Annotated in this window: 22 protein-coding genes and 1 other RNA gene; 16 read left to right on the top strand and 7 right to left on the bottom strand. The window is 62.5% G+C overall.

Features of this window, described 5'->3' with window-relative positions; genetic code table 11:
- The first annotated feature begins 6 nt into the window (after positions 1-6).
- From ACQKRQ_RS21525 to ACQKRQ_RS21505, 5 genes are all read left to right on the top strand, one after another.
- The gene (locus ACQKRQ_RS21525) at positions 7-1,320 is read left to right on the top strand and encodes a Glu/Leu/Phe/Val family dehydrogenase (protein WP_408181130.1); all 1,314 of its coding nucleotides are present in this window, start codon (positions 7-9) and stop codon (positions 1,318-1,320) included.
- 274 nt (positions 1,321-1,594) lie between these two features.
- Positions 1,595-2,488: a glutamate/aspartate ABC transporter substrate-binding protein gene (locus tag ACQKRQ_RS21520; RefSeq protein WP_132373111.1), complete on the top strand. Its 894-nt coding sequence runs from the start codon at positions 1,595-1,597 to the stop codon at positions 2,486-2,488.
- A gap of 82 nt (positions 2,489-2,570) precedes the next feature.
- The gene (locus ACQKRQ_RS21515) at positions 2,571-3,311 is read left to right on the top strand and encodes an amino acid ABC transporter permease (protein ID WP_132373113.1); all 741 of its coding nucleotides are present in this window, start codon (positions 2,571-2,573) and stop codon (positions 3,309-3,311) included.
- On the top strand, positions 3,311-3,988 hold the full coding sequence (gene gltK / locus ACQKRQ_RS21510; protein ID WP_132373115.1) for a glutamate/aspartate ABC transporter permease GltK: 678 nt from the start codon (positions 3,311-3,313) through the stop codon (positions 3,986-3,988). The genes ACQKRQ_RS21515 and gltK overlap by 1 nt, the downstream gene beginning before the upstream one ends.
- A complete protein-coding gene (locus ACQKRQ_RS21505; RefSeq protein WP_012434314.1) occupies positions 3,985-4,710 on the top strand; it encodes an amino acid ABC transporter ATP-binding protein in 726 nt (241 codons plus the stop codon). Before gltK ends, ACQKRQ_RS21505 begins: the two co-directional genes overlap by 4 nt.
- 122 nt (positions 4,711-4,832) lie before the next feature.
- Here ACQKRQ_RS21505 and ACQKRQ_RS21500 read toward each other — a convergent pair whose 3' ends face one another.
- Positions 4,833-5,768, bottom strand: a complete 936-nt coding sequence (locus tag ACQKRQ_RS21500; protein ID WP_427479225.1) for a class II glutamine amidotransferase — start codon at positions 5,766-5,768, stop codon at positions 4,833-4,835.
- Positions 5,769-5,934: 166 nt separating this feature from the next.
- Here ACQKRQ_RS21500 and pyrC point away from each other — a divergent pair, with 166 nt between their 5' ends.
- The 3 genes from pyrC (at position 5,935) to rnpB (ending at position 8,346) form a co-directional block, all read left to right on the top strand.
- Positions 5,935-6,996, top strand: coding sequence for a dihydroorotase (pyrC, locus tag ACQKRQ_RS21495; protein ID WP_408434992.1), 1,062 nt, complete (start codon positions 5,935-5,937; stop codon positions 6,994-6,996).
- Positions 6,997-7,008: 12 nt separating this feature from the next.
- Complete coding sequence (locus tag ACQKRQ_RS21490; protein ID WP_427479222.1) at positions 7,009-7,836, top strand: DUF3025 domain-containing protein; 828 nt, start codon at positions 7,009-7,011, stop codon at positions 7,834-7,836.
- Positions 7,837-7,932: 96 nt separating this feature from the next.
- Positions 7,933-8,346, top strand: an RNA gene (rnpB, locus tag ACQKRQ_RS21485) — RNase P RNA component class A.
- Positions 8,347-8,455: 109 nt separating this feature from the next.
- On the opposite strand, the gene ACQKRQ_RS21480 is transcribed toward rnpB, so the two are convergent.
- Positions 8,456-8,878 (bottom strand): OsmC family protein, encoded by a 423-nt coding sequence (locus tag ACQKRQ_RS21480; RefSeq protein ID WP_064268831.1) that lies wholly within the window; start codon positions 8,876-8,878, stop codon positions 8,456-8,458.
- A gap of 648 nt (positions 8,879-9,526) precedes the next feature.
- Between ACQKRQ_RS21480 and rplM the strand changes: the two genes are divergently transcribed.
- The 3 genes from rplM (at position 9,527) to erpA (ending at position 11,003) form a co-directional block, all read left to right on the top strand.
- A complete protein-coding gene (gene rplM / locus ACQKRQ_RS21475) occupies positions 9,527-9,955 on the top strand; it encodes a 50S ribosomal protein L13 (RefSeq protein WP_020069304.1) in 429 nt (142 codons plus the stop codon).
- An 11-nt stretch (positions 9,956-9,966) separates the two neighbouring features.
- Positions 9,967-10,359 carry a 30S ribosomal protein S9 gene (gene rpsI, locus ACQKRQ_RS21470; RefSeq protein ID WP_011489810.1) on the top strand — a complete coding sequence of 131 codons (393 nt, stop codon included), beginning with the start codon at positions 9,967-9,969 and terminating at the stop codon, positions 10,357-10,359.
- A gap of 278 nt (positions 10,360-10,637) precedes the next feature.
- On the top strand, positions 10,638-11,003 hold the full coding sequence (gene erpA, locus ACQKRQ_RS21465; protein ID WP_007180424.1) for an iron-sulfur cluster insertion protein ErpA: 366 nt from the start codon (positions 10,638-10,640) through the stop codon (positions 11,001-11,003).
- A gap of 81 nt (positions 11,004-11,084) precedes the next feature.
- Here erpA and ACQKRQ_RS21460 read toward each other — a convergent pair whose 3' ends face one another.
- Positions 11,085-12,215, bottom strand: coding sequence for an anhydro-N-acetylmuramic acid kinase (locus tag ACQKRQ_RS21460; protein WP_427479218.1), 1,131 nt, complete (start codon positions 12,213-12,215; stop codon positions 11,085-11,087).
- Positions 12,216-12,421: 206 nt separating this feature from the next.
- Between ACQKRQ_RS21460 and tyrS the strand changes: the two genes are divergently transcribed.
- The 3 genes from tyrS (at position 12,422) to ACQKRQ_RS21445 (ending at position 14,932) form a co-directional block, all read left to right on the top strand.
- A complete protein-coding gene (gene tyrS / locus ACQKRQ_RS21455; protein ID WP_132373125.1) occupies positions 12,422-13,666 on the top strand; it encodes a tyrosine--tRNA ligase in 1,245 nt (414 codons plus the stop codon).
- Positions 13,667-13,697: 31 nt separating this feature from the next.
- Positions 13,698-14,156 (top strand): D-aminoacyl-tRNA deacylase, encoded by a 459-nt coding sequence (gene dtd / locus ACQKRQ_RS21450; RefSeq protein WP_064268828.1) that lies wholly within the window; start codon positions 13,698-13,700, stop codon positions 14,154-14,156.
- 104 nt (positions 14,157-14,260) lie between these two features.
- The gene (locus tag ACQKRQ_RS21445; RefSeq protein WP_427479216.1) at positions 14,261-14,932 is read left to right on the top strand and encodes a histidine phosphatase family protein; all 672 of its coding nucleotides are present in this window, start codon (positions 14,261-14,263) and stop codon (positions 14,930-14,932) included.
- 215 nt (positions 14,933-15,147) lie between these two features.
- Here the strand turns inward: ACQKRQ_RS21445 and ACQKRQ_RS21440 are convergent, their stop codons facing one another.
- From ACQKRQ_RS21440 to ruvA, 3 genes are all read right to left on the bottom strand, one after another.
- The gene (locus ACQKRQ_RS21440; RefSeq protein WP_427479214.1) at positions 15,148-16,089 is read right to left on the bottom strand and encodes an oxygenase MpaB family protein; all 942 of its coding nucleotides are present in this window, start codon (positions 16,087-16,089) and stop codon (positions 15,148-15,150) included.
- A gap of 31 nt (positions 16,090-16,120) precedes the next feature.
- Positions 16,121-17,185: a Holliday junction branch migration DNA helicase RuvB gene (ruvB, locus tag ACQKRQ_RS21435; RefSeq protein ID WP_132373133.1), complete on the bottom strand. Its 1,065-nt coding sequence runs from the start codon at positions 17,183-17,185 to the stop codon at positions 16,121-16,123.
- A 118-nt stretch (positions 17,186-17,303) separates the two neighbouring features.
- On the bottom strand, positions 17,304-17,885 hold the full coding sequence (gene ruvA / locus ACQKRQ_RS21430) for a Holliday junction branch migration protein RuvA (RefSeq protein WP_007180436.1): 582 nt from the start codon (positions 17,883-17,885) through the stop codon (positions 17,304-17,306).
- 159 nt (positions 17,886-18,044) lie between these two features.
- On the opposite strand from ruvA, the gene ACQKRQ_RS21425 reads away from it, so the two are divergent.
- Positions 18,045-18,677 carry a LysE family translocator gene (locus ACQKRQ_RS21425; RefSeq protein WP_132373135.1) on the top strand — a complete coding sequence of 211 codons (633 nt, stop codon included), beginning with the start codon at positions 18,045-18,047 and terminating at the stop codon, positions 18,675-18,677.
- Positions 18,678-18,818: 141 nt separating this feature from the next.
- Here the strand turns inward: ACQKRQ_RS21425 and ruvC are convergent, their stop codons facing one another.
- Positions 18,819-19,361: a crossover junction endodeoxyribonuclease RuvC gene (gene ruvC / locus ACQKRQ_RS21420; protein ID WP_132373137.1), complete on the bottom strand. Its 543-nt coding sequence runs from the start codon at positions 19,359-19,361 to the stop codon at positions 18,819-18,821.
- Between the two features lie 127 nt (positions 19,362-19,488).
- Here ruvC and ACQKRQ_RS21415 point away from each other — a divergent pair, with 127 nt between their 5' ends.
- A complete protein-coding gene (locus ACQKRQ_RS21415) occupies positions 19,489-19,728 on the top strand; it encodes a hypothetical protein (protein WP_427479211.1) in 240 nt (79 codons plus the stop codon).
- Positions 19,729-19,738 lie beyond the last annotated feature (10 nt).

The raw sequence follows: 19,738 nt of genomic DNA, 5'->3' as shown, positions 1-19,738 counted from the left end.
GCGTTCATGTCATCCCAGCAACAAGCAGCACAATCCGCATTAACGTTGCAGTCGGTTCCTTCCTACCTGAATAAAGACGATCTCGGCCCGTGGGGCAATTACCTGCGTCAGGTCGATCGCGTCGCGCCGTACCTCGGCTCCCTGTCCCGCTGGCTCGAAACCCTGAAGCGCCCGAAGCGCATTCTGGTCGTCGACGTGCCTATCGAACTCGATAACGGCACGGTCGCTCATTTCGAAGGCTATCGCGTGCAGCACAACGTGTCGCGCGGTCCGGGCAAGGGCGGTGTGCGTTACCACCAGGACGTGACGTTGTCGGAAGTGATGGCCTTGTCGGCGTGGATGTCGGTGAAGAACGCTGCGGTGAACGTGCCGTACGGCGGCGCGAAAGGCGGCATCCGTGTCGACCCGCGCACCTTGTCGCGTGGCGAGCTGGAGCGCGTGACGCGCCGCTACACCAGCGAAATCGGCATCATCATCGGACCGAATACCGACATTCCCGCGCCGGACGTGAACACGAACGAGCAGATCATGGCGTGGATGATGGACACGTACTCAATGAACCAGGGCCAAACGGCCACCGGCGTCGTGACGGGCAAGCCGATCACGCTGGGCGGTTCGCTCGGCCGCCGCGAAGCGACGGGCCGTGGCGTGTTCGTGGTGGCTTCGGAAGCCGCGCGCCGTATCGGCGTCGACATTGAAGGCGCGCGCATCGCGGTTCAAGGCTTCGGTAACGTGGGCGGCATCGCGGCGCGTCTGTTCCAGGAAGCGGGTTCGAAGCTGGTTGCGGTGCAGGATCACACCGGCTCGCTGTACAAGTCGACGGGTATCGACGCCGTCGCACTGCTCGAACACGTGGCCAAGACGGGCGGCGTGGGTGGTTTCCCTGAGGCGGACGCGGTCACGAACGAAGAATTCTGGACCGTCGAATCGGACATTTTGATCCCGGCGGCGCTGGAAAACCAGATTACCGAAAAGAACGCCGGCAAGATCAAGACGAAGATCGTCGTGGAAGGCGCGAACGGCCCGACCACCACGGCGGCGGACGACATCCTGCACGATCGCGGCATCCTCGTGATTCCGGACGTGGTGGCGAATGCCGGCGGGGTGACGGTGTCGTACTTCGAATGGGTGCAGGACTTCTCGAGCTTCTTCTGGACGGAAGACGAGATCAACCAGCGCCTCGAGCGTGTGATGCGTGAAGCATTTGCCGCGGTGTGGCAGGTGTCGAGCGAGCAGAAGGTGTCCGTGCGGACCGCGGCGTTTATCGTCGCGTGTAAGCGGATCCTGGAAGCGCGCGAACTGCGCGGCCTGTATCCCTGATCTTTCCGCGTCTTTCTGTTTCAAACGGCGGTTTCGCTATCCCGCGGATCCGCCGCCAATCCTTGCTTCAACGCGGTCCACAAGACGGCGTGTTCGACCCGGCGGGCGGCATCGTATCGATGCCGCCCGCCTTTGCATATGCGGAAAGGTTGACCGACCGGCCCGAAGCGCCGTAAACCTGTAGCGGCGCACACGCAACAACATGGTTTATAGCGATACTTTCAGAATAATTACTTTGCTAAACTGGCGCCGGTTCTTGCCAAGGAGATCACAAATGAAGGTTAAAAAAGCTGCGCTGCTGCTCGCGACTCTCGGACTGTTTACGGTTGGCGCGCATGCGCAAGACGCTGGTACGCTGAAAAAGATCAAGGACACGGGTGTCATTTCGCTGGGTCATCGCGAATCGTCCATCCCGTTCTCGTATTACGACGACAAGCAGAACGTCATCGGTTACTCACAGGAATTCGCCCTGAAAGTGGTGGAGGCGGTGAAGCAGAAGCTGAACATGCCGAACCTGAAGGTGAAGCTCACGCCGGTCACGTCGCAAAACCGTATTCCGCTGGTGCAAAACGGCACCGTCGACATGGAATGCGGCTCGACCACCAACAATGCTGAACGTCAGCAACAGGCTGCCTTCTCGAACACAATCTTCGTGATCGGCACGCGCCTGATGACCAAGAAAGACTCCGGCATCAAGGACTGGGCGGACCTGAAGGGCAAGACGGTCGTCACGACCGCCGGCACCACGTCCGAGCGCCTGCTTCGCAAGATGAACCAGGATAAGAGCATGGGCATGAACATCATCAGCGCGAAGGACCACGGCGAGTCGTTCCTGACGCTCTCCACGGGCCGCGCCGCTGCTTTTATGATGGACGACGCACTGCTCGCGGGCGAACGCGCGAAGTCGAACAACCCGGGCGATTTCGTGATCGTCGGCACGCCGCAATCGCATGAAGCCTACGGCTGCATGATTCGCAAGAACGATCCGGAATTCAAGAAGGTGGTCGACGACGCGATCGCCAAGGTCGAAACTTCGGGCGAAGCCGATCAGATCTACAAGAAGTGGTTCGAATCGCCGATTCCGCCGAAGGGCCTGAACCTGAACTTCCCGGAAAGCGACGACATCAAGGCGCTCTACAAGAGCCCGAATGACAAGGCAATCGATTAAACCTTAGCTGTTTTTTTGAAACGCCGAACGAAACGGAAGGGGCCACGCGCTTCTTCCGTTTCTTTTTGCTGGAGTCTTGGTCATGTCATATCACTGGAACTGGGGCATTCTGCTGAGTCCCGTCTCCACCGGCGAGCCGACCACGTATCTGGGCTGGCTGCTGTCGGGCTTCTGGGTGACGATTACGGTATCGCTGTCGGCGTGGGTGATCGCGCTGATCGTCGGTTCGTTGTTCGGCGTGCTGCGCACGGTGCCGAACAAATGGGCGTCGGGCATCGGCACGGTCTATGTCGCGATTTTCCGTAACATCCCGCTGATCGTGCAGTTCTTCATCTGGTATCTCGTGATACCGGAGTTGCTGCCTCCTTCAATGGGCAACTGGTTCAAGCAACTGCCGCCGAGCGCGCAGTTTTTCTCGTCGTCGATCATCTGTCTCGGGCTTTTCACGGCCGCGCGCGTGTGCGAGCAGGTGCGCTCGGGTATCAACGCGTTGCCGCGCGGCCAGCGCGCCGCGGGCCTGGCCATGGGCTTCACGCAATGGCAGACGTATCGCTATGTGCTGCTGCCGGTCGCGTACCGGATCATCGTGCCGCCGCTTACGTCCGAGTTTCTGAATATCTTCAAGAACTCGGCGGTGGCGTCGACGATCGGTCTGCTCGATCTGTCCGCTCAGGCGCGACAACTGGTCGATTACACGTCGCAGACGTATGAGTCGTTCATTGCGGTCACGCTGGCGTACATGCTGATCAATCTGGTCGTGATGCAACTGATGCGCTGGGTCGAAGCCAAGACCCGGTTGCCCGGCTATATCGGAGGCAAGTAATGCACCATTTCGACTGGAGCGGTATTCCGGGCGCATTGCCTACGCTGTGGACCGGCGCCATCGTCACCCTCAAGATCACGCTGATCGCAATCGTGTTCGGCATCGTCTGGGGCACGGTTCTCGCCATGTTGCGGCTGTCGTCGTTCAAACCCTTCGAGTGGTTCGCGAAGGGCTACGTGACGATCTTCCGTTCGATCCCGCTGGTGATGGTGCTGCTGTGGTTCTTCCTGATCGTGCCGCAAGTGCTGCAAAACGTGCTCGGTTTGTCGCCGGATATCGACATTCGCCTCGCGTCGGCCATGGTCGCTTTCTCGCTGTTCGAGGCGGCGTACTATTCGGAGATCATCCGCGCCGGCATTCAGTCGGTGCCGCGCGGGCAGGTCAACGCGGCGTTCGCGCTCGGCATGAGCTACTCGCAGGCCATGCGTCTGATCGTGCTGCCGCAGGCGTTCCGCGCAATGGTGCCGCTGCTGCTCACGCAGGGTATCGTGCTGTTTCAGGATACGTCGCTCGTCTACGTGATCAGCCTCGCCGACTTCTTCCGCACGGCCACGAATATTGGCGACCGTGACGGTACGAATGTCGAGATGGTACTGTTCGCGGGCGCGTGTTATTTCGTGATCTGTGTGGTCGCGTCGAGCCTCGTCAAAGGTCTTCAGAAAAAGGTCGCAAGATGATCTCTATCAAGAATGTTTCGAAGTGGTACGGCCAGTTTCAAGTGCTGACTGACTGCACGACGGAAGTCAAAAAGGGTGAAGTGGTGGTGGTGTGCGGGCCGTCGGGCTCGGGCAAGTCCACGCTGATCAAAACCGTCAACGGCCTCGAGCCGTTCCAGAAGGGCGAGATCGTCATCAACGGGCAGTCGCTCACCGACAAGAAAACCAATCTGTCGAAGCTGCGTGCCAAGGTCGGCATGGTGTTCCAGCACTTCGAGCTGTTCCCGCATCTGTCGATCGTGCAGAACCTCACGCTCGCCCAGGTGAAGGTGCTCGGGCGCTCGAACGACGAAGCCACGGCGAAAGGGCTGAAGCTGCTCGATCGCGTCGGCCTGCGTGCGCACGCGGACAAGTTTCCGGGCCAGTTGTCGGGCGGTCAGCAGCAGCGCGTGGCGATTGCGCGCGCGTTGTCGATGGACCCGATCGCCATGCTGTTCGACGAGCCGACCTCGGCGCTCGATCCGGAAATGATCAACGAAGTGCTCGACGTGATGGTCGAACTCGCGCAGGAAGGCATGACCATGATGTGCGTGACGCACGAAATGGGCTTCGCGAAGAAGGTCGCGCACCGCGTGATCTTCATGGACAAGGGCTTGATCGTGGAAGACGACCGCAAGGAAGACTTCTTCGCCAATCCGAAGTCGGATCGCGCGAAGGACTTTCTGGCGAAGATTCTGCACTGAGTGTGTTCCACGGCGGCGCCGTTCAGACGGCGTCACGCGGGCAGAAAAAAGCCGCTTCGGAAGAAGCGGCTTTTTCGTTTCTGGCGATTCGATTCGAGCGAATGCTCGCGTGATTCAATGACTCAGGATTCGAACGCAGCGGCATCGTCTGCCGCTTCGAGGTCGACCTCGGCTTCTGCCTCCGGCAACGCTTCAATCGATGCCGCGATCGTGGTCGCCGAAGCCGACGCATCCAAAGCCGGATTGCGCAGCTTTTCCAGCACCGAAGCCGGCACCGGCACATTGACGCGCCCGATCACGTCGCCATGCTGGAACATCATCAGGTCGCCCGGCTCGAAGGCGGTCCAGACTTCGTTGTCGGTGAGCGGCTTGGTGGCGATCACCGCGACGCGGTCTTCAGGCGTCGTGTATTTGGCGAAATCGATCGACACGTCCGCGTCGACCAGATGCGCGGTGGAAAACGGCCACCGCCGCACGATGTAATGCAAATGCGTGGAGCAATGCGCGAACAGCGCCTGGCCGTTCGACATCAGGAAATTGAACACGCCGAACTGCGTGATTTCGCGCGTGAGGGTTTCGAGCGCTGCAAACAGTTCGTCGAGCGGCGGCTGTTGCGCGCCGGGAAAAGCCTTGCGCAAGCCTTCGAGCAGCGTGCAGAAAGCGAGCTCGCTGTCGGTCGTGCCGACCGGCTGATACACGCCCGTCAGTACCGGCGAATAATCCTTGAGGTCGCCGTTGTGCGCGAAGATCCAGTGGCGTCCCCACAGTTCGCGCATGAACGGGTGGCAGTTTTCCAGCAGGATGTGCCCTTGCGTCGCCTTGCGGATATGCGCGATCGTGTTCTTCGATTTGATCGGGTAGCGCTTGACCATCTCGGCGATCGGCGAGGTGGCCGACGATTGATGGTCGATGAACAGGCGGCAGGCTTTGTCTTCAAAGAAGGCGATGCCCCAGCCGTCGGCGTGGTGATCGGTGACGCCGCCGCGCGCCGCAAAGCCGGTGAACGAGAACGTGACGTCCGTTGGCGCGGCGCAGTTCATTCCGAGGAGTTGGCACATGTTGCGGGTAAGCCTGTGAACGGGGCGAGCCGTTACAATGATGATTTTCCAAGCATATCACCGAGCCAGAAACGCCAAATAGCAAAATTGACGTGTGTTTATGCCGCAACGTTGCGGTTTGACCGCATAGATTGGCTTTTGTCGTCGAATCTCGTCCCCCGCCGCCATGACCGCTTCCAACGCTTCTCTCGACTCCATCACGCTCGCCCGCCCGGACGACTGGCACCTGCACGTCCGCGACGGCGCGATGCTAGCCGCCGTGTTGCCGGACACCGCGCGCCAGTTCGGCCGCGCGATCATCATGCCGAACCTGAAGCCGCCGGTCACGACCACCGCGATGGCGCAGGCTTATCGCGAGCGGATCGTCGCCGCGATTCCCGCAGGCGCAAAATTCGAACCGCTGATGACGCTGTACCTGACCGACAACACGCCGCCCGACGAAATCCGCCGCGCGCGAGAAAGCGGCTTCGTGCATGGTGTGAAGCTGTATCCGGCGGGCGCGACGACCAACTCGGACGCGGGCGTCACCGACATCATGAAGTGCGCCAAAACGCTCGAGGTGATGCAGGAGTTGGGCATGCCGCTGCTCGTCCACGGCGAGGTGACGGATTCGTCGATCGATCTGTTCGATCGCGAGAAAGTGTTCATCGACCGGGTCATGACGCCGCTGCGCCGCGCGTTTCCGGCGCTGAAGGTAGTGTTCGAGCACATCACCACGAAAGATGCGGTCGACTATATCCGCGAGGCCGGCGTGGCGCCGGAACTGCTGGGTGCGACGATCACGGCGCATCACCTGCTGTACAACCGCAACGCGATTTTCCAGGGTGGCATTCGGCCGCATTACTACTGCCTGCCGGTGTTGAAGCGCGAGACGCATCGCGTGGCGCTGGTCGAGGCGGCGACCTCGGGCAATCCGCGCTTCTTCCTCGGCACGGACAGCGCGCCGCATCCGAAGGGGCTGAAAGAGCACGCGTGCGGCTGCGCGGGTTGCTACACGGCGCTGCACGCTTTGGAACTCTATACGGAAGCGTTCGACAAGGCCGACGCACTGGACAAGCTCGAAGGCTTCGCGAGCTTTTTCGGCGCCGATTTTTATGGCCTGCCGCGTAGCGCGGACAAGGTCACGCTGCGTCGTGAGGAATGGACGCTGCCGGCCGAACTGCCGGTCGGCGATACGCCGGTCGTGCCGTTGCGCGGCGGCGAGTCGATCGGCTGGCGCCTGGTTTAAGGCATCAGCAAGATGCAGGCGTATGAGGCGGAGCTGCCGGGCTTCGCTGCAATCGACTGGTCGAAGCCGTGGTTCGCGCCGTTCGCCCAACGCGGCAAGCGCTGGCAGCAAGCTGCGCTGACGAGCTATGAGGCGTTGCTCGCCGCCATGAACGCCGACGCCGGCGAGATGCGGCAGATCACCGGCCGCGGCCAGCGCCTTGCGTTCATCGCGCAGGACGATCTGCCGCCCGGCGCGGCGTATGAGGCGCATATCGCGTCGACCGGCTGCGTGCCGACGCGCCACAATCTGCACGACTTCTTCAATGCATCGATGTGGTTCGCCTTTCCACGCATCAAGGCGGCGTTGAACGCGCGGCAGTCGGCCGCCATCGATGTGTTGGGCGTCGGTCCGACCCGCGGCGGCGTGCGCGATACGCTGACCTTGTTCGACGAGAACGCGCTGCTGTTCCCTTGCGCGGATCCCGCTTTGAGCGCGGCTTTGCGTGGCTTCGACTGGCACGCGCTGCTGGTGGCCCGGCGCGAAGCATGGGGCGCGAGTTGTGAGGTGCGCTGCTTCGGTCATGCGTTGATGGAAAAGCTGATCGCGCCGTTCAAGGCCTGCACGGGGCACGCGTTGATCGTCGATGTGCCCGCCGCGTATTTTGAGTGGGACGCTGTGAAGCGGGATGCGTGGCTGGACGAATCCGTCGCCGCCGCGCTGCTGAACACCGATGTGCTGACGAGCCGCATGTTCGCGCCTTTGCCCGTGCTGGGCATTCCGGGTTGGTGGCCGGAGAACGACTCGCCCGCGTTTTACGACGACACTTCCGTGTTTCGCACAGGACGGCGCGCGCGTTGAGCGCGCTGAGGTGCGTCGCAAGATTCCTTGGCCGTTCGGCTATTTAAACGGTAGATCCGGCTTGCCGCGCCCGCAGGTGTTAAAATCCGCCCCAGCAAAGCGGGCCAGGCAGTCGCGGCCTTTGCGGCTTCGGCCAAAGAGGGCGAGGAAAGTCCGGACTCCACAGGGCAGGGTGATGGCTAACGGCCATCCGTGGCAACACGCGGAACAGGGCAACAGAAAGCAAACCGCCGATGGCCCGGCGCAAGCCGGGATCAGGTAAGGGTGAAACGGTGCGGTAAGAGCGCACCGCGGCTGCTGCGAGGCAGACCGGCACGGTAACCTCCACCCGGAGCAATTCCAAGTAGGCAGGCTAGCATCTTCGAGATGCAGGACGGGGCCCCTGTCACGTCTGCGGGTAGGAAGCTTGAGCGCGTCAGCAATGGCGCGCCTAGAGGAATGGCTGCCACGCGCGTCGCGTCTTCGGACGTTGCGCGTGCACAGAATCCGGCTTATCGGCTTGCTTTGCCACCCAACAAAAAATGCCGGCGTCCAGATGGACGCCGGCATTTTCTTTTTGTGCGTGCCGCGCGCGCCGTGGCGAACCCGGGCTCGCGCCGCAGCACGCGCAAGGCCGCGTTCAGCCCGCGACGATGTCGAACGAGTGCGTCAGCTCAGCCGTCTTGGCGATCATGATCGACGCCGAGCAGTATTTGTCGTGTGACAGGTTGATCGCGCGTTCCACGGTGGCCGGGTTCAGATTCTTGCCCGTCACGGTGAAGTGAAAGTGGATCTTGGTGAACACTTTCGGATCTTCGCTGGCGCGTTCGGCCTTCAGCGTCACCGAGCAATCGCTGATTTCCTGACGGCTTTTCTTCAGGATCATCACGACGTCGTAGGCGGTGCACCCGCCCGTGCCGAGCAAAACCATTTCCATCGGGCGCGGCGCGAGGTTGCGGCCGCCGCCTTCAGGCGCGCCGTCCATTGCCACCAGATGGCCGCTGCCCGTCTCGGCTGCGAACGCCATCCCGTCTTGCCCCATCCAGCTCACTTTGCATTCCATGCTGTGCTCCACCGCGCTTTGCCATATCGAGACGGCATTGTAGCCCGGTGTTTGAGTGTCCGCCCGAGGCGACTTTTGCCGCAAGTTATGCGTAATGTCGGCTTGCGTGTTGCGCTGCGGCATGTTCAGCCGATTCGGGAATGCCCTGACGGATTTAGGGGTTTTACTCTAGGCGATGGCTTGGCGTGCGGCCGCTACTGCAAGCTTTACTCTTTGATTAAAAAGAAGATTTGTCATTCTCAAACTGGAAAATGCAAATGTCACATTGTGAAATCTCATTTCGCAATGCAAATGTTCTTGCGTCGCACAAGGTGGACTCATATAATCCGTTTTGTCTCCTCCACCTCCTCCTTTGGTGGATTAAACCCGAACCGCTCGTTCGGGTTTTTTTTCGGCCGCGCTCCGCCAGCGCCCCGCCGATTCACGTGCGAAAGACCGCCAGATCACGCTCCCGACTGCCGAATTGCCGCGAAATCTCGCGCAGCTCCCCGTACGTTTTGACTTGCCGTAGCAAATTCCTTTATAATTCAGGGCTTTTCCGCATCCGCGCCCGCGGAGGAAGAACCAGGGAGAGCCTGCACGCGCCTCGATGCGCACACTACAAGCAGGAAAAAACACATTGGGCGCAGCAATTTTTTTGGATCGATCATGAAGACGTTTTCCGCAAAAGCCCATGAGGTTACGCGTGAATGGTACGTGATTGACGCGACGGATAAGGTTCTCGGGCGTGTCGCCAGCGAAGTGGCACACCGTCTTCGCGGCAAGCACAAGCCTGAATTCACTCCGCACGTCGACACCGGTGATTTCATCATCGTTATCAACGCGGGCAAGCTGAAGGTCACGGGCAACAAGGCTACTGACAAGAAGTACTATCGCCACTCGGGCTACCCGGGCGGTATCTATGAAACGACGTTCGGCAAGATGCAAGAACGCTTCCCGGGCCGTGCGCTCGAGAAAGCGGTCAAGGGCATGCTGCCGAAGGGCCCGCTCGGCTACGCGATGATCAAGAAGCTGAAGGTCTACGCTGAAGCAACGCATCCGCATTCGGCGCAACAGCCGAAAGCGCTCGAGATCTAAGGGGAGCCCACATGATCGGTAACTGGAATTACGGCACGGGCCGCCGCAAGAGCGCCGTCGCACGCGTCTTCATCAAGGCAGGCAAGGGCGATATCGTTGTGAACGGCAAGCCTATCGCCGATTACTTCTCGCGCGAAACGTCGCTGATGATCGTGCGTCAGCCGCTGGAACTCACGAACCACGGCGTCACGTTCGACATCAAAGTCAACGTGACGGGTGGCGGTGAAACGGGTCAAGCCGGTGCGGTTCGCCACGGCATCACCCGCGCGCTGATGGACTACGACGCGACGCTGAAGCCGGAACTGTCGAAGGCCGGCTTCGTTACGCGTGACGCTCGTGAAGTCGAACGTAAGAAGGTCGGCTTCCACAAGGCACGTCGCAGGAAGCAATTCTCGAAGCGTTAATCGCTTCGGGTGCGAGCCGGCTTTCGGGCCGGAGCGCTGCAAAAGCCGCCAACGCTTTCGCGAAGGCGGCTTTTTTCATGGGTTCGCGCCTCGGTGCGGTTCAGTGTTGCCGCAACGAACTCGTCGTCAAAGCGGCGAGATATCCCGCTCAGCCGGGCTGGTGGCGGCAGAACGCGCCGTCCATCGATTTTCAGGAAGAACCCATTGATTTTGTGGGCTTCAGCACGATATCGAGATCAGCCCTACAATAGCGGTTAGAAGCTTTTTGGAGAGTTCGAATGAACGCAGTCACCGATACACCCGTGACCGAGATGCCCGCCCCCTTCGTTTTTACCGACGCAGCGGCTGACAAGGTCAAGCAACTGATCGAAGAAGAAGGCAATGCGGACCTCAAACTGCGCGTTTTCGTGCAGGGCGGCGGCTGCTCGGGCTTTCAGTACGGTTTTACCTTCGACGAAGCCGTCAACGAAGACGACACCGTCATGAACAAGAGCGGCGTCCAGCTGCTGATCGATTCGATGAGCTACCAGTATCTGGTGGGCGCTGAGATCGATTACAAGGACGACATCAACGGCGCGCAGTTCGTCATCAAGAACCCGAATGCCACGACCACCTGTGGTTGCGGCTCGTCGTTCTCGGTGTGATGGCCGGTTGAGCGAAAGCATGTGAAAAACGGGGCTTCGGCCCCGTTTTTTATTGCCTGCGCCTTGGATCTCCTAAGGTGATCAGCGCGGATAGATCGCCCCGAGCACGCGCTCGGCCGACGCGCCCGTGACCGCGGGCAGATTGCCCGGCAGACGCGCCACGCAGCGCATTGCAAGCCAGGCGAACGCCAGCGGCTCGACCTGGCTCGGCGGCACGCCGAGCGCATCGGTCGTCATCACGGGAACGCCGCTGACGCCGCTCTCCTCCAGTGCCTGCTGCAGCGCCTTCAGAATCTCCGGATTACGCGCGCCGCCGCCGCAGACATAGACCGCTCTCGCATCCGACGCGTGCCGCTCGATTTCGCGCGCGACTGTCACCGCGGTGAGCGCGACCAGCGTCGCTTGCACGTCGGCGGGGTCGAGCCCGGCGAACGGCTGTAGCTTCGCGTCGAGCCATTCCGCATTGAACAGGTCGCGGCCAGTGCTCTTCGGCGGCTGTTGGGCGAAAAAGGGCTCATCGAGCAAGGCGTTCAGCAGCGTGCGATCCACCTGGCCGCCCGCCGCGAAATGGCCGTTCTCGTCGAAGGGTTTGCCGAGATGGCGCTGCGCCCATTCGTCGAGGAGCGCGTTGGCCGGCCCGCAGTCGAAGCCGCGCACGCTGCCGGTTGCGTTCAGGATCGTGATATTGCTGATCCCGCCGAGATTGCAGACCACCCGCGTTTCGTTCTTCGCGCCGAACACCGTGGCGTGAAAAGCCGGCACGAGCGGTGCGCCCTGGCCGCCGGCCGCGACGTCGCGGCTGCGGAAATCGGCGATTACGTCGATATGCATCATTTCCGCGAGCAGCGCCGGGTTGTTGATCTGCCGCGTATAACCCTTTTCCGGCCGATGTCGCACCGTCTGCCCATGCACGCCGATCGCACGCACTTCAGCGGCGGGCACGCGGCTGCCGTGCAGCAGTTCATGGCAGCACACCGCGTAACGCGTGGCGAGCGCGTTGGCGGCCAGCGCCTCGCGCTCGATCTCGTTGTCGCCGGGTTGCTGGAGCGCGAACAATGCGTCGCGCAGGCCCGCGGCAAAGCCGACAAACGCCTCGGCCAGCACTACCGGTGGCTTCCCTTGCGCGAACTTGACGGCCACGCCATCCACGCCGTCCATGCTGGTGCCGGACATCAATCCAAAGTAGACGCCGTCTGCGGGGTCTTGCGCCACGTTGCTGCTCCTCTCGATGGTTCGTTGCGATCCGTTGTAGCAGATTATCGGGCGAAGCGCGGTCGAATATAAAGCGTCGCGACGCCGGCTGCGGGCCGCCGAACGCGGAAATCGCGCGTCGGCGGGGCGCTTGCGGCTGCGTCAGTGGGCGCGGCGGCGCGCATCTATGGGACAATCTCCTTTTTTCGCGACTTCACGTTTCCAGCATGAGCACCGAGTCCACTAAGCCCAGCCCCGCCTTCCCGATCACCGACGAAGTCCGTCACGCCCTCGCGGTCACCAAACGCGGTGTCGACGAACTGCTGATCGAAGACGAATTCGCGCAAAAACTCGCGAGGAGCGCGGCGACTGGCAAGCCGCTGCGCATCAAGCTCGGGCTCGATCCGACTGCACCGGACATCCACATCGGCCATACGGTCGTGTTGAACAAGATGCGCCAGTTGCAGGATCTCGGCCACACCGTGATCTTTTTGATCGGCGATTTCACGTCGCTGATCGGCGATCCGTCGGGCCGTAACGCCACCCGGCCACCGCTCACGCGCGAACAGATCGAATCGAACGCGAAGACGTATTTCGAGCAGGCCGCGCTCGTGCTCGATCGCGACAAGACCGAGATCCGCTACAACAGCGAATGGTCGATGCCGCTCGGCGCCGACGGCATGATCAAGCTCGCGTCGCGCTACACGGTGGCGCGGATTCTCGAGCGCGAAGATTTCACCAAGCGTTTTCAGGGCGGCGTGCCGATCTCGATTCACGAGTTCCTGTATCCGCTGATGCAGGGCTACGACTCCGTCGCACTGAACGCGGACCTCGAACTCGGCGGTACGGACCAGAAGTTCAACCTGCTGGTGGGCCGCGAGCTGCAGAAGCAATACGGCCAGGAACAGCAGTGCATTTTGACGATGCCGCTGCTCGAAGGGCTGGACGGCGTCGAGAAGATGTCGAAGTCGAAGAACAACTACATCGGCATCAGCGAAAAGCCGACCGACATGTTCGGCAAGCTGATGAGCATTTCCGACGTGCTGATGTGGCGTTACTTCGAACTGCTGTCGTTCCGTCCGATGGACGAAATCGCGGGCTTCAAGAAGGAAATCGAAGCGGGCCGCAATCCGCGCGATTTCAAGGTGATGCTCGGCCAGGAAATCGTCGCGCGCTTCCACTCGCAAGCCGATGCCGAGCGCGCGCTGGATGACTTCAACCATCGCGCGAAGGGCGGCGTGCCGGACGATATCCCGGCTGTGACGCTTGCGGGTGCACCGCTCGCGATCGGCCAGTTGCTCAAGCAGGCCAACCTCGTGCCGTCGACCAGCGAAGCGCTGCGCAACATCGAGCAGGGTGGCGTGAAGATCGATGGCGCGACCGTGGCCGACAAGGGCCTGAAAGTCGAGGCCGGCGAATACGTCGTGCAGGTCGGCAAGCGCCGTTTTGCGCGCGTCACGTTGACGGCCTGATGCGCCGCACGTCGCAACCGGAGTCACGCCGATGATCGCGCTGATCCAGCGCGTGCGGCGCGCGGAAGTGCGCGTGGCGGACCGCGTAACCGGCGCGATCGAAGCGGGCCTGCTCGCGCTCGTCTGCGCCGAACGCGGCGACACCGAGGCGGCCGCCGACCGGTTGCTCGCCAAGGTGCTCGGCTATCGCGTCTTCAGCGATGCCGCCGGCAAGATGAATCTCTCCGTGCAAAATCTCGACGGCGCCGGCCGCGCGGGCGGTTTGCTGCTCGTGTCGCAGTTCACGCTGGCCGCGGACACCAACAGCGGCCTGCGTCCGAGCTTTACGCCGGCCGCGCCGCCCGATGAAGGCAAGCGCCTCTTCGATTACTTCGTCGCGGCCGCGCGGGCGAAGCATTCGATCGTCGAGACCGGCGAATTCGGCGCGGACATGCAGGTGTCGCTCGTCAACGACGGGCCGGTCACGTTCTGGCTGCAAACGAACGCCTGAATTTTGTCCTTCAATGCGCGCCGTGGTGCGCGCATCCATCCTCCAGCCGCTTTTGCGACAATAGCGGCTCGGCATAACCGGCTAATGGCGCCCACTTTCATTCCATGACGACGCAGATTCTGTTCATCCGACACGGCGAGACCGACTGGAACCGCATCAAGCGCATTCAAGGTCACATCGACATTCCGCTCGCCACGTCAGGGCTGGCTCAGGCGCAGCGCCTTGCGCGCCGCATGGCCGACGAGGCGAAGCAGGGCGCACGGCTCGACGCGATCTATTCGAGCGATCTGCAACGCGCGCAGCAAACCGCCCAGCCGATCGCCGATGCGCTCGGCTTGCCGCTGCAGTTGCGCGAAGGCCTGCGCGAGCGTTCATACGGAGCGTTCCAGGGCCACGACAGCGACGAGATCGCCCTGCGTTTCCCCGACGAATACGCGCACTGGCAAACGCGTGACGCGGGCTTCGCGCCGCCGGAGGGCGAGTCGCAACGCACGCTCTACCATCGCGTGCTGCACGCGATCGAACCGCTGGTCGCCGCGCATCCCGGTGGACGGATTGCCTGCGTCGCGCACGGCGGCGTGCTTGATTGCGTGCGACGTTTTGCCTGTGGCTTGCCGCTCGATGCGCCGCGTGACTATCCGCTGCTGAACACGAGCGTGAACACGGTGGATTTCGACAATGGCAAGGCGACGATCGTGTCGTGGGCGGATGTTTCGCATCTCGATGCGCCGAGTGCGGATGATAGTTTCAAGAAGGTGCCGGAGCCGGGGCGTTGATTGGCGGGCCTACAGGACGGCACGAGTTTGCGTGTCTGACCCGGAACGGTCGCGCACATTCGCGCCGCCGGCGTTTGGCGTGACAGTTTGTGTACGAGCCCTGAGCGGTTCTCGTCCCTGACGACTGACGCGGCGGTTTGCACGCATACTCGCGCGGCTCGAATAACTGACGTTTGATTGGGCGGCTTGCGCGCGTACGAGCGCCGTCGCTCGCGTTACTCCGGCTCGCGTACACCTGCAGCCACACGGCGCCGCGCCCGTTTCGACACACCATTCACCAGCGCCCAACGAATGACAGGCGCCACCAACCGCACACCCGGCCTCGCCATCGCACGGCGAAGCGCCGCGTAGCGCTGAAATCCCAACATTGCCTGTGCCCAATCGGGCAGCAGATCGACGCCGGCGTTGAACATCAACACGCCGGCCGGTCGCATCGAAACGCTCGGGGCGGGCGCTGTCATCAGAACCCTCACGACTTCGCGCGTGCGTTCGCTGGCCACAAGCCCGGGCTGCATCGCGAGCAGGTAAGCGTCGATCTCGGCTCGCGAGCGCGGAATGTCCGACGCGCCGAGCATCTCGGCAATGCGCGCGGTCTCCGCGAAATACTGATCCTGCGCGGCAACGGGCAGCGACGGATTCACATAGCGCAAGTGCGCGGTCATGAAGCTCGACACTTCGGCGACATGCACCCACGTCAACAGCGCGGGTTCGCTCGCGCGATAGGGCTGGCCGTCAGGCGCGACGCCGCTGACACCGAGATGAATGCGCTTCACACGTTCGACCAGCGCTAGCGCGTCGTGCCGGCTGCCGTACGTCGTGCCCGCGATGAAAGTCGCGGTGCGGCGCAGGCGGCCGAGAATGTCGGTGCGAAACGTCGAATGGTCCCACACGCCGGCGAGCGCCAGCGGATGCAACGCTTGCAGCAATAGCGCGCTGATGCCGCCCGTCATCATCGACGTGAAATCGGCGTGGACTTTCCAGCACTCCGAGTCCGGCCCGAACAGGCCGGGGTCGCCCGGAGGCGACAGGTAGTCGAGCGTGGGACCGCTGCCGCTTGTCAGATGCGTGACCCCGGCGGCCAGCTTTGAGCGAAGCCTGCGGGTGAGAAGCTGCAAGAGACTGCTGGAAGAGTTGGGTTGCCTGGTTTGGTCGGACATCCTGATTCGGTCTCGCGCGACGTGGTTCGGATCAGGTCGCGGCCGAATCCCACAGACCGGGCAGGCCGCTCGACGAGTCGGGCGCGGCGAGGCCGAAATGCCGGTACGTCAGCATCGTGGCGACGCGGCCGCGCGGCGTGCGTTGCAGGAAGCCTTGCTGGATCAAATAAGGCTCAAGCACGTCTTCAATCGTGTCGCGTTCTTCGCCGATCGCCGCGGCCAGATTGTCGACGCCGACCGGGCCGCCGTCGAACTTGTGCAGGATCGCCTCGAGCAGCTTGCGGTCCATCAGGTCGAAGCCGACCGCATCCACGTCGAGCATCTTGAGCGCGGCGTCGGCCACTTGCGCGGTGATGTTGCCGTCGGCCTTCACTTCGGCGAAATCGCGCACGCGCCGCAGCAAGCGGTTCGCAATCCGCGGCGTGCCGCGCGCGCGCTTGGCGATCTCGAACGCGCCGTCCGGATGGATCTGCGCATGGAGCAGCGACGCCGAACGCGTGACGATGCGCGCCAGTTCCTCGGCGTTATAAAACTCGAGCCGCGCGACGATGCCGAAGCGGTCGCGCAACGGGTTGGTCAGCATGCCCGCGCGCGTGGTCGCGCCGACCAGCGTGAACGGTTGCAGGTCCAGCTTCACGCTACGCGCGGCCGGACCTTCGCCGATCATGATGTCGATCTGATAATCCTCCAACGCCGGGTACAGAATTTCTTCGACGACCGGCGAGAGACGGTGGATTTCGTCGATGAACAGCACGTCGTTGGCTTCGAGATTGGTGAGCAGCGCGGCGAGGTCGCCGGCGCGCTCGAGCACCGGTCCGGACGTTTGCCGCAGATTGACACCCATTTCCCGCGCGATGATGTGCGCGAGCGTGGTCTTGCCGAGGCCTGGCGGCCCGAACAGCAAGACATGGTCGAGCGATTCGGAACGGCGCTTGGCGGCCTCGATAAAGATTTCCAGCTGGCCGCGCACTTTTTCCTGCCCGACATATTCTTCGAGCTGGCGCGGACGCAACGCGCGCTCGAACGCTTCTTCGTTCGGCGAGACGGGCGTGGCCGCGATGATGCGCTCGGCGGCGAGTTTGTCGGTTTCGATCATGCGTTCATTGTACCGCGAGCCGCCCGCCGCGAAACTCGGCCGAATGGCCAGGGTGCGCGGCTCGCAGCCGTGTGCGAAGCTTCAGCCATCGCATGCACGTCGAAACGAGGGGCGAGCGTCAGCCCTTGGACAGCGCTTTCAACGCGAGCTTGATGCCCTCGGAAACGCCGGTTCCGGCCGGCACGTTTTTGACGGCGGCCAACGCTTCTTTTTCGGAGTAACCCAATGCGAGCAGTGCGTTCAGGATGTCGGAGGCGTGGTCGGATGCCGACGCCGCGCCCGCCATCGCGCCCAGATCGGCGCCGATCTTGCCCTTCAGTTCGAGGAGCAGGCGCTCCGCCGTCTTCTTGCCGATGCCCGGCACGCGCGTCAAACGCGCCGCGTCCTGCATCGTGACGGTTTGCGCCAGTTCGTGCACGCTCATGCCCGACAGCACCGCCAACGCCATGCGCGCGCCGATGCCGGAAATTTTCAGCAGTTCGCGGAAGGTCGAGCGTTCCTCGGCGGTGCCGAAGCCGTATAGCAGGTGCGCGTCTTCACGCACGATCATCTGCGTGAGCAACACGACGCGTTCGCCGGTGGAGGGCAGGTTGTAGAACGTGCTCATCGGCACATCGACTTCGTAACCGACGCCGTTGCAGTCGACGAGCAGATGCGGCGGGTTTTTTTCCAGCAGAACGCCGGCAATGCGACCGATCATGGCGAATTCAATCCTGAGAGAAAGGGCGAGTGTAGCGCAGCAAATGAGTGACGAGTGGCCCGCGAGTTACGCGTAATCGCGGTTGACCCGCGCGAGGCCGCCCCATAGACTGAGATCCCTTTTGGCGGTTCTCATCCCACTCACCCAGAAGGAGCTTTCATGCTGAGCCTCACCACTCTCGCGCTGTTTGCCGGCGCGTGTCTCGCGTTGACCGCCACGCCCGGCCCCGACATGTTGCTGATTGCCTCGCGCAGTGTGAGCCAGGGGCGTTCCGCGGGCTTTGCGTCGCTGGCGGGCATTCTGGTCGGCACGTATTGTCATGCGTTGGCCGCGGCGTTCGGGTTGTCGCAGCTCTTTCTGGCCGTGCCCATGGCATACGATGTGGTGCGTTTCGCCGGCGCCGCGTATCTGCTCTATCTCGCCTGGAAAACATTCCGCGCGCAAGGCACGGTGCTCGCGCCGAATGCGTCGATGAGCCGTTATCCGGTTGGCCGCATTTTTCGCCAGGGCCTCTTCACCAATCTGCTGAATCCGAAAGTCGCGCTGTTCGTGCTCGCGCTGTTTCCGCAATTCGTGCGGCCCGAAGCGGGGTCGGTCGCGTTGCAGATCATGGTGCTGGCCACCGTGTTGAACCTGATCGGCTTCTGCGTGAATGGCGCGGTGATCCTGATGGCGAGCAAGCTGAGCCGCAAGCTGTCGGCGGGGCAGCGGCCGTCGCGGCTGCCGCAGTATCTGCTGGGGACGGTGTTCGCGGGATTGGCCTGCCGGCTTGCGCTGGCTAGTCGGAATTGATTGAGGCGGCTGCGCCGTTGCATACCATCTTGCGTGAGCCGTGAGCCGTGAGCCGTGAGCCGTGAGCCGTGAGCCGTGAGCCGTGAGCCGTGAGCCACGCATGCGCGGCACAAAGGCGGCCAGCGGGCCGCGTTTGCCACGCTATCCGACCAACCGTCCGCGCCTCACGCGCAGCCCCTTCTTCGCCAGCGAAGGCGCGATGCCGCCCAACGTACTCAGCGTCGTGCCGCCGTGCGCGTGGCAGATCGCCATACCGAGCGCGTCGGCGGCGTCGGTGCTGGGTACGCCGGAGAGATTGAGCAGGCGCACCACCATCTGCTGCATCTGCTCCTTGGTTGCGCGGCCGTAACCCACCACGGCTTGCTTCAATTGCAGGGCTGTATATTCGGCGACCGGCACGCCGCCCGCGACCAGTCCGCAAATTGCCGCCCCGCGTGCCTGGCCGAGCAGCAAGGTGGATTGCGGGTTGACGTTGACGAACACTTTTTCAATCGCCGACTGATCCGGCGAATGCTGGCGGATCAATGTGGAGATGCCTTCGAAGATGGTGCCGAGGCGCGACGGCAGATCGGCGTCGGCGGTTTTGATGACGCCGCTCGCGACATAGCTGAGCGTGTGGCCGCTTTGGTCGATCACGCCGAAGCCGGTCACACGCAGGCCGGGGTCGATGCCGAGAATTCTCATGAGGTGCCGCAAATGCGGTAAAAACCAGGTGCTTGCGATACTACAACACACGTGCCGCGTGGCGGTCGGCGCGCGGCGCTGTCAGCGGAATAAAAACTGCTGCGTGTGCTGCAGGAGGCAACCACACATGGAGCGCTATCGGAATCTCAGCGGCGACTCAGGCGTCGAGGCTTATGAAATCGGCGACGATTTTGTCGCGGTCCGCTTCAGGCACGGCGTGGTGTATTGGTACACCGAGGCGAGCGTCGGCGCACAGCATGTCGCCGCGCTCAAGCGTCTTGCGCGACGTGGGCAGGGGCTCAGCACTTATATCAGCCAGCACGCGGACGTGAGCGGTGGCTACGCGAGAAAGGAACCGGACGACTGAGCGGCGCGTA

Origin of the sequence: Paraburkholderia sp. NPDC080076 (genome assembly GCF_050281145.1) — a bacterium.
GTDB lineage: Bacteria > Pseudomonadota > Gammaproteobacteria > Burkholderiales > Burkholderiaceae > Paraburkholderia.
This window is presented reverse-complemented; position numbering and strand designations above follow the sequence as displayed.

Excerpts from the sequence above, each read along its gene's own strand:
- rpsI (WP_011489810.1), top strand. The coding sequence starts at position 9,967 with ATGATCGGTAACTGGAATTACGGCACGGGCCGCCGCAAGAGCGCCGTC.
- ACQKRQ_RS21440 (WP_427479214.1), bottom strand. The coding sequence starts at position 16,089 with ATGTCCGACCAAACCAGGCAACCCAACTCTTCCAGCAGTCTCTTGCAG.
- ACQKRQ_RS21480 (WP_064268831.1), bottom strand. The coding sequence starts at position 8,878 with ATGGAATGCAAAGTGAGCTGGATGGGGCAAGACGGGATGGCGTTCGCA.
- pyrC (WP_408434992.1), top strand. The coding sequence starts at position 5,935 with ATGACCGCTTCCAACGCTTCTCTCGACTCCATCACGCTCGCCCGCCCG.
- erpA (WP_007180424.1), top strand. The coding sequence starts at position 10,638 with ATGAACGCAGTCACCGATACACCCGTGACCGAGATGCCCGCCCCCTTC.
- ACQKRQ_RS21445 (WP_427479216.1), top strand. The coding sequence starts at position 14,261 with ATGACGACGCAGATTCTGTTCATCCGACACGGCGAGACCGACTGGAAC.
- gltK (WP_132373115.1), top strand. The coding sequence starts at position 3,311 with ATGCACCATTTCGACTGGAGCGGTATTCCGGGCGCATTGCCTACGCTG.
- dtd (WP_064268828.1), top strand. The coding sequence starts at position 13,698 with ATGATCGCGCTGATCCAGCGCGTGCGGCGCGCGGAAGTGCGCGTGGCG.
- rplM (WP_020069304.1), top strand. The coding sequence starts at position 9,527 with ATGAAGACGTTTTCCGCAAAAGCCCATGAGGTTACGCGTGAATGGTAC.
- ruvC (WP_132373137.1), bottom strand. The coding sequence starts at position 19,361 with ATGAGAATTCTCGGCATCGACCCCGGCCTGCGTGTGACCGGCTTCGGC.
- ACQKRQ_RS21425 (WP_132373135.1), top strand. The coding sequence starts at position 18,045 with ATGCTGAGCCTCACCACTCTCGCGCTGTTTGCCGGCGCGTGTCTCGCG.
- tyrS (WP_132373125.1), top strand. The coding sequence starts at position 12,422 with ATGAGCACCGAGTCCACTAAGCCCAGCCCCGCCTTCCCGATCACCGAC.
- ACQKRQ_RS21505 (WP_012434314.1), top strand. The coding sequence starts at position 3,985 with ATGATCTCTATCAAGAATGTTTCGAAGTGGTACGGCCAGTTTCAAGTG.
- ruvB (WP_132373133.1), bottom strand. The coding sequence starts at position 17,185 with ATGATCGAAACCGACAAACTCGCCGCCGAGCGCATCATCGCGGCCACG.
- ACQKRQ_RS21515 (WP_132373113.1), top strand. The coding sequence starts at position 2,571 with ATGTCATATCACTGGAACTGGGGCATTCTGCTGAGTCCCGTCTCCACC.
- ACQKRQ_RS21500 (WP_427479225.1), bottom strand. The coding sequence starts at position 5,768 with ATGTGCCAACTCCTCGGAATGAACTGCGCCGCGCCAACGGACGTCACG.
- ACQKRQ_RS21490 (WP_427479222.1), top strand. The coding sequence starts at position 7,009 with ATGCAGGCGTATGAGGCGGAGCTGCCGGGCTTCGCTGCAATCGACTGG.
- ACQKRQ_RS21520 (WP_132373111.1), top strand. The coding sequence starts at position 1,595 with ATGAAGGTTAAAAAAGCTGCGCTGCTGCTCGCGACTCTCGGACTGTTT.
- ACQKRQ_RS21525 (WP_408181130.1), top strand. The coding sequence starts at position 7 with ATGTCATCCCAGCAACAAGCAGCACAATCCGCATTAACGTTGCAGTCG.
- ACQKRQ_RS21415 (WP_427479211.1), top strand. The coding sequence starts at position 19,489 with ATGGAGCGCTATCGGAATCTCAGCGGCGACTCAGGCGTCGAGGCTTAT.
- ruvA (WP_007180436.1), bottom strand. The coding sequence starts at position 17,885 with ATGATCGGTCGCATTGCCGGCGTTCTGCTGGAAAAAAACCCGCCGCAT.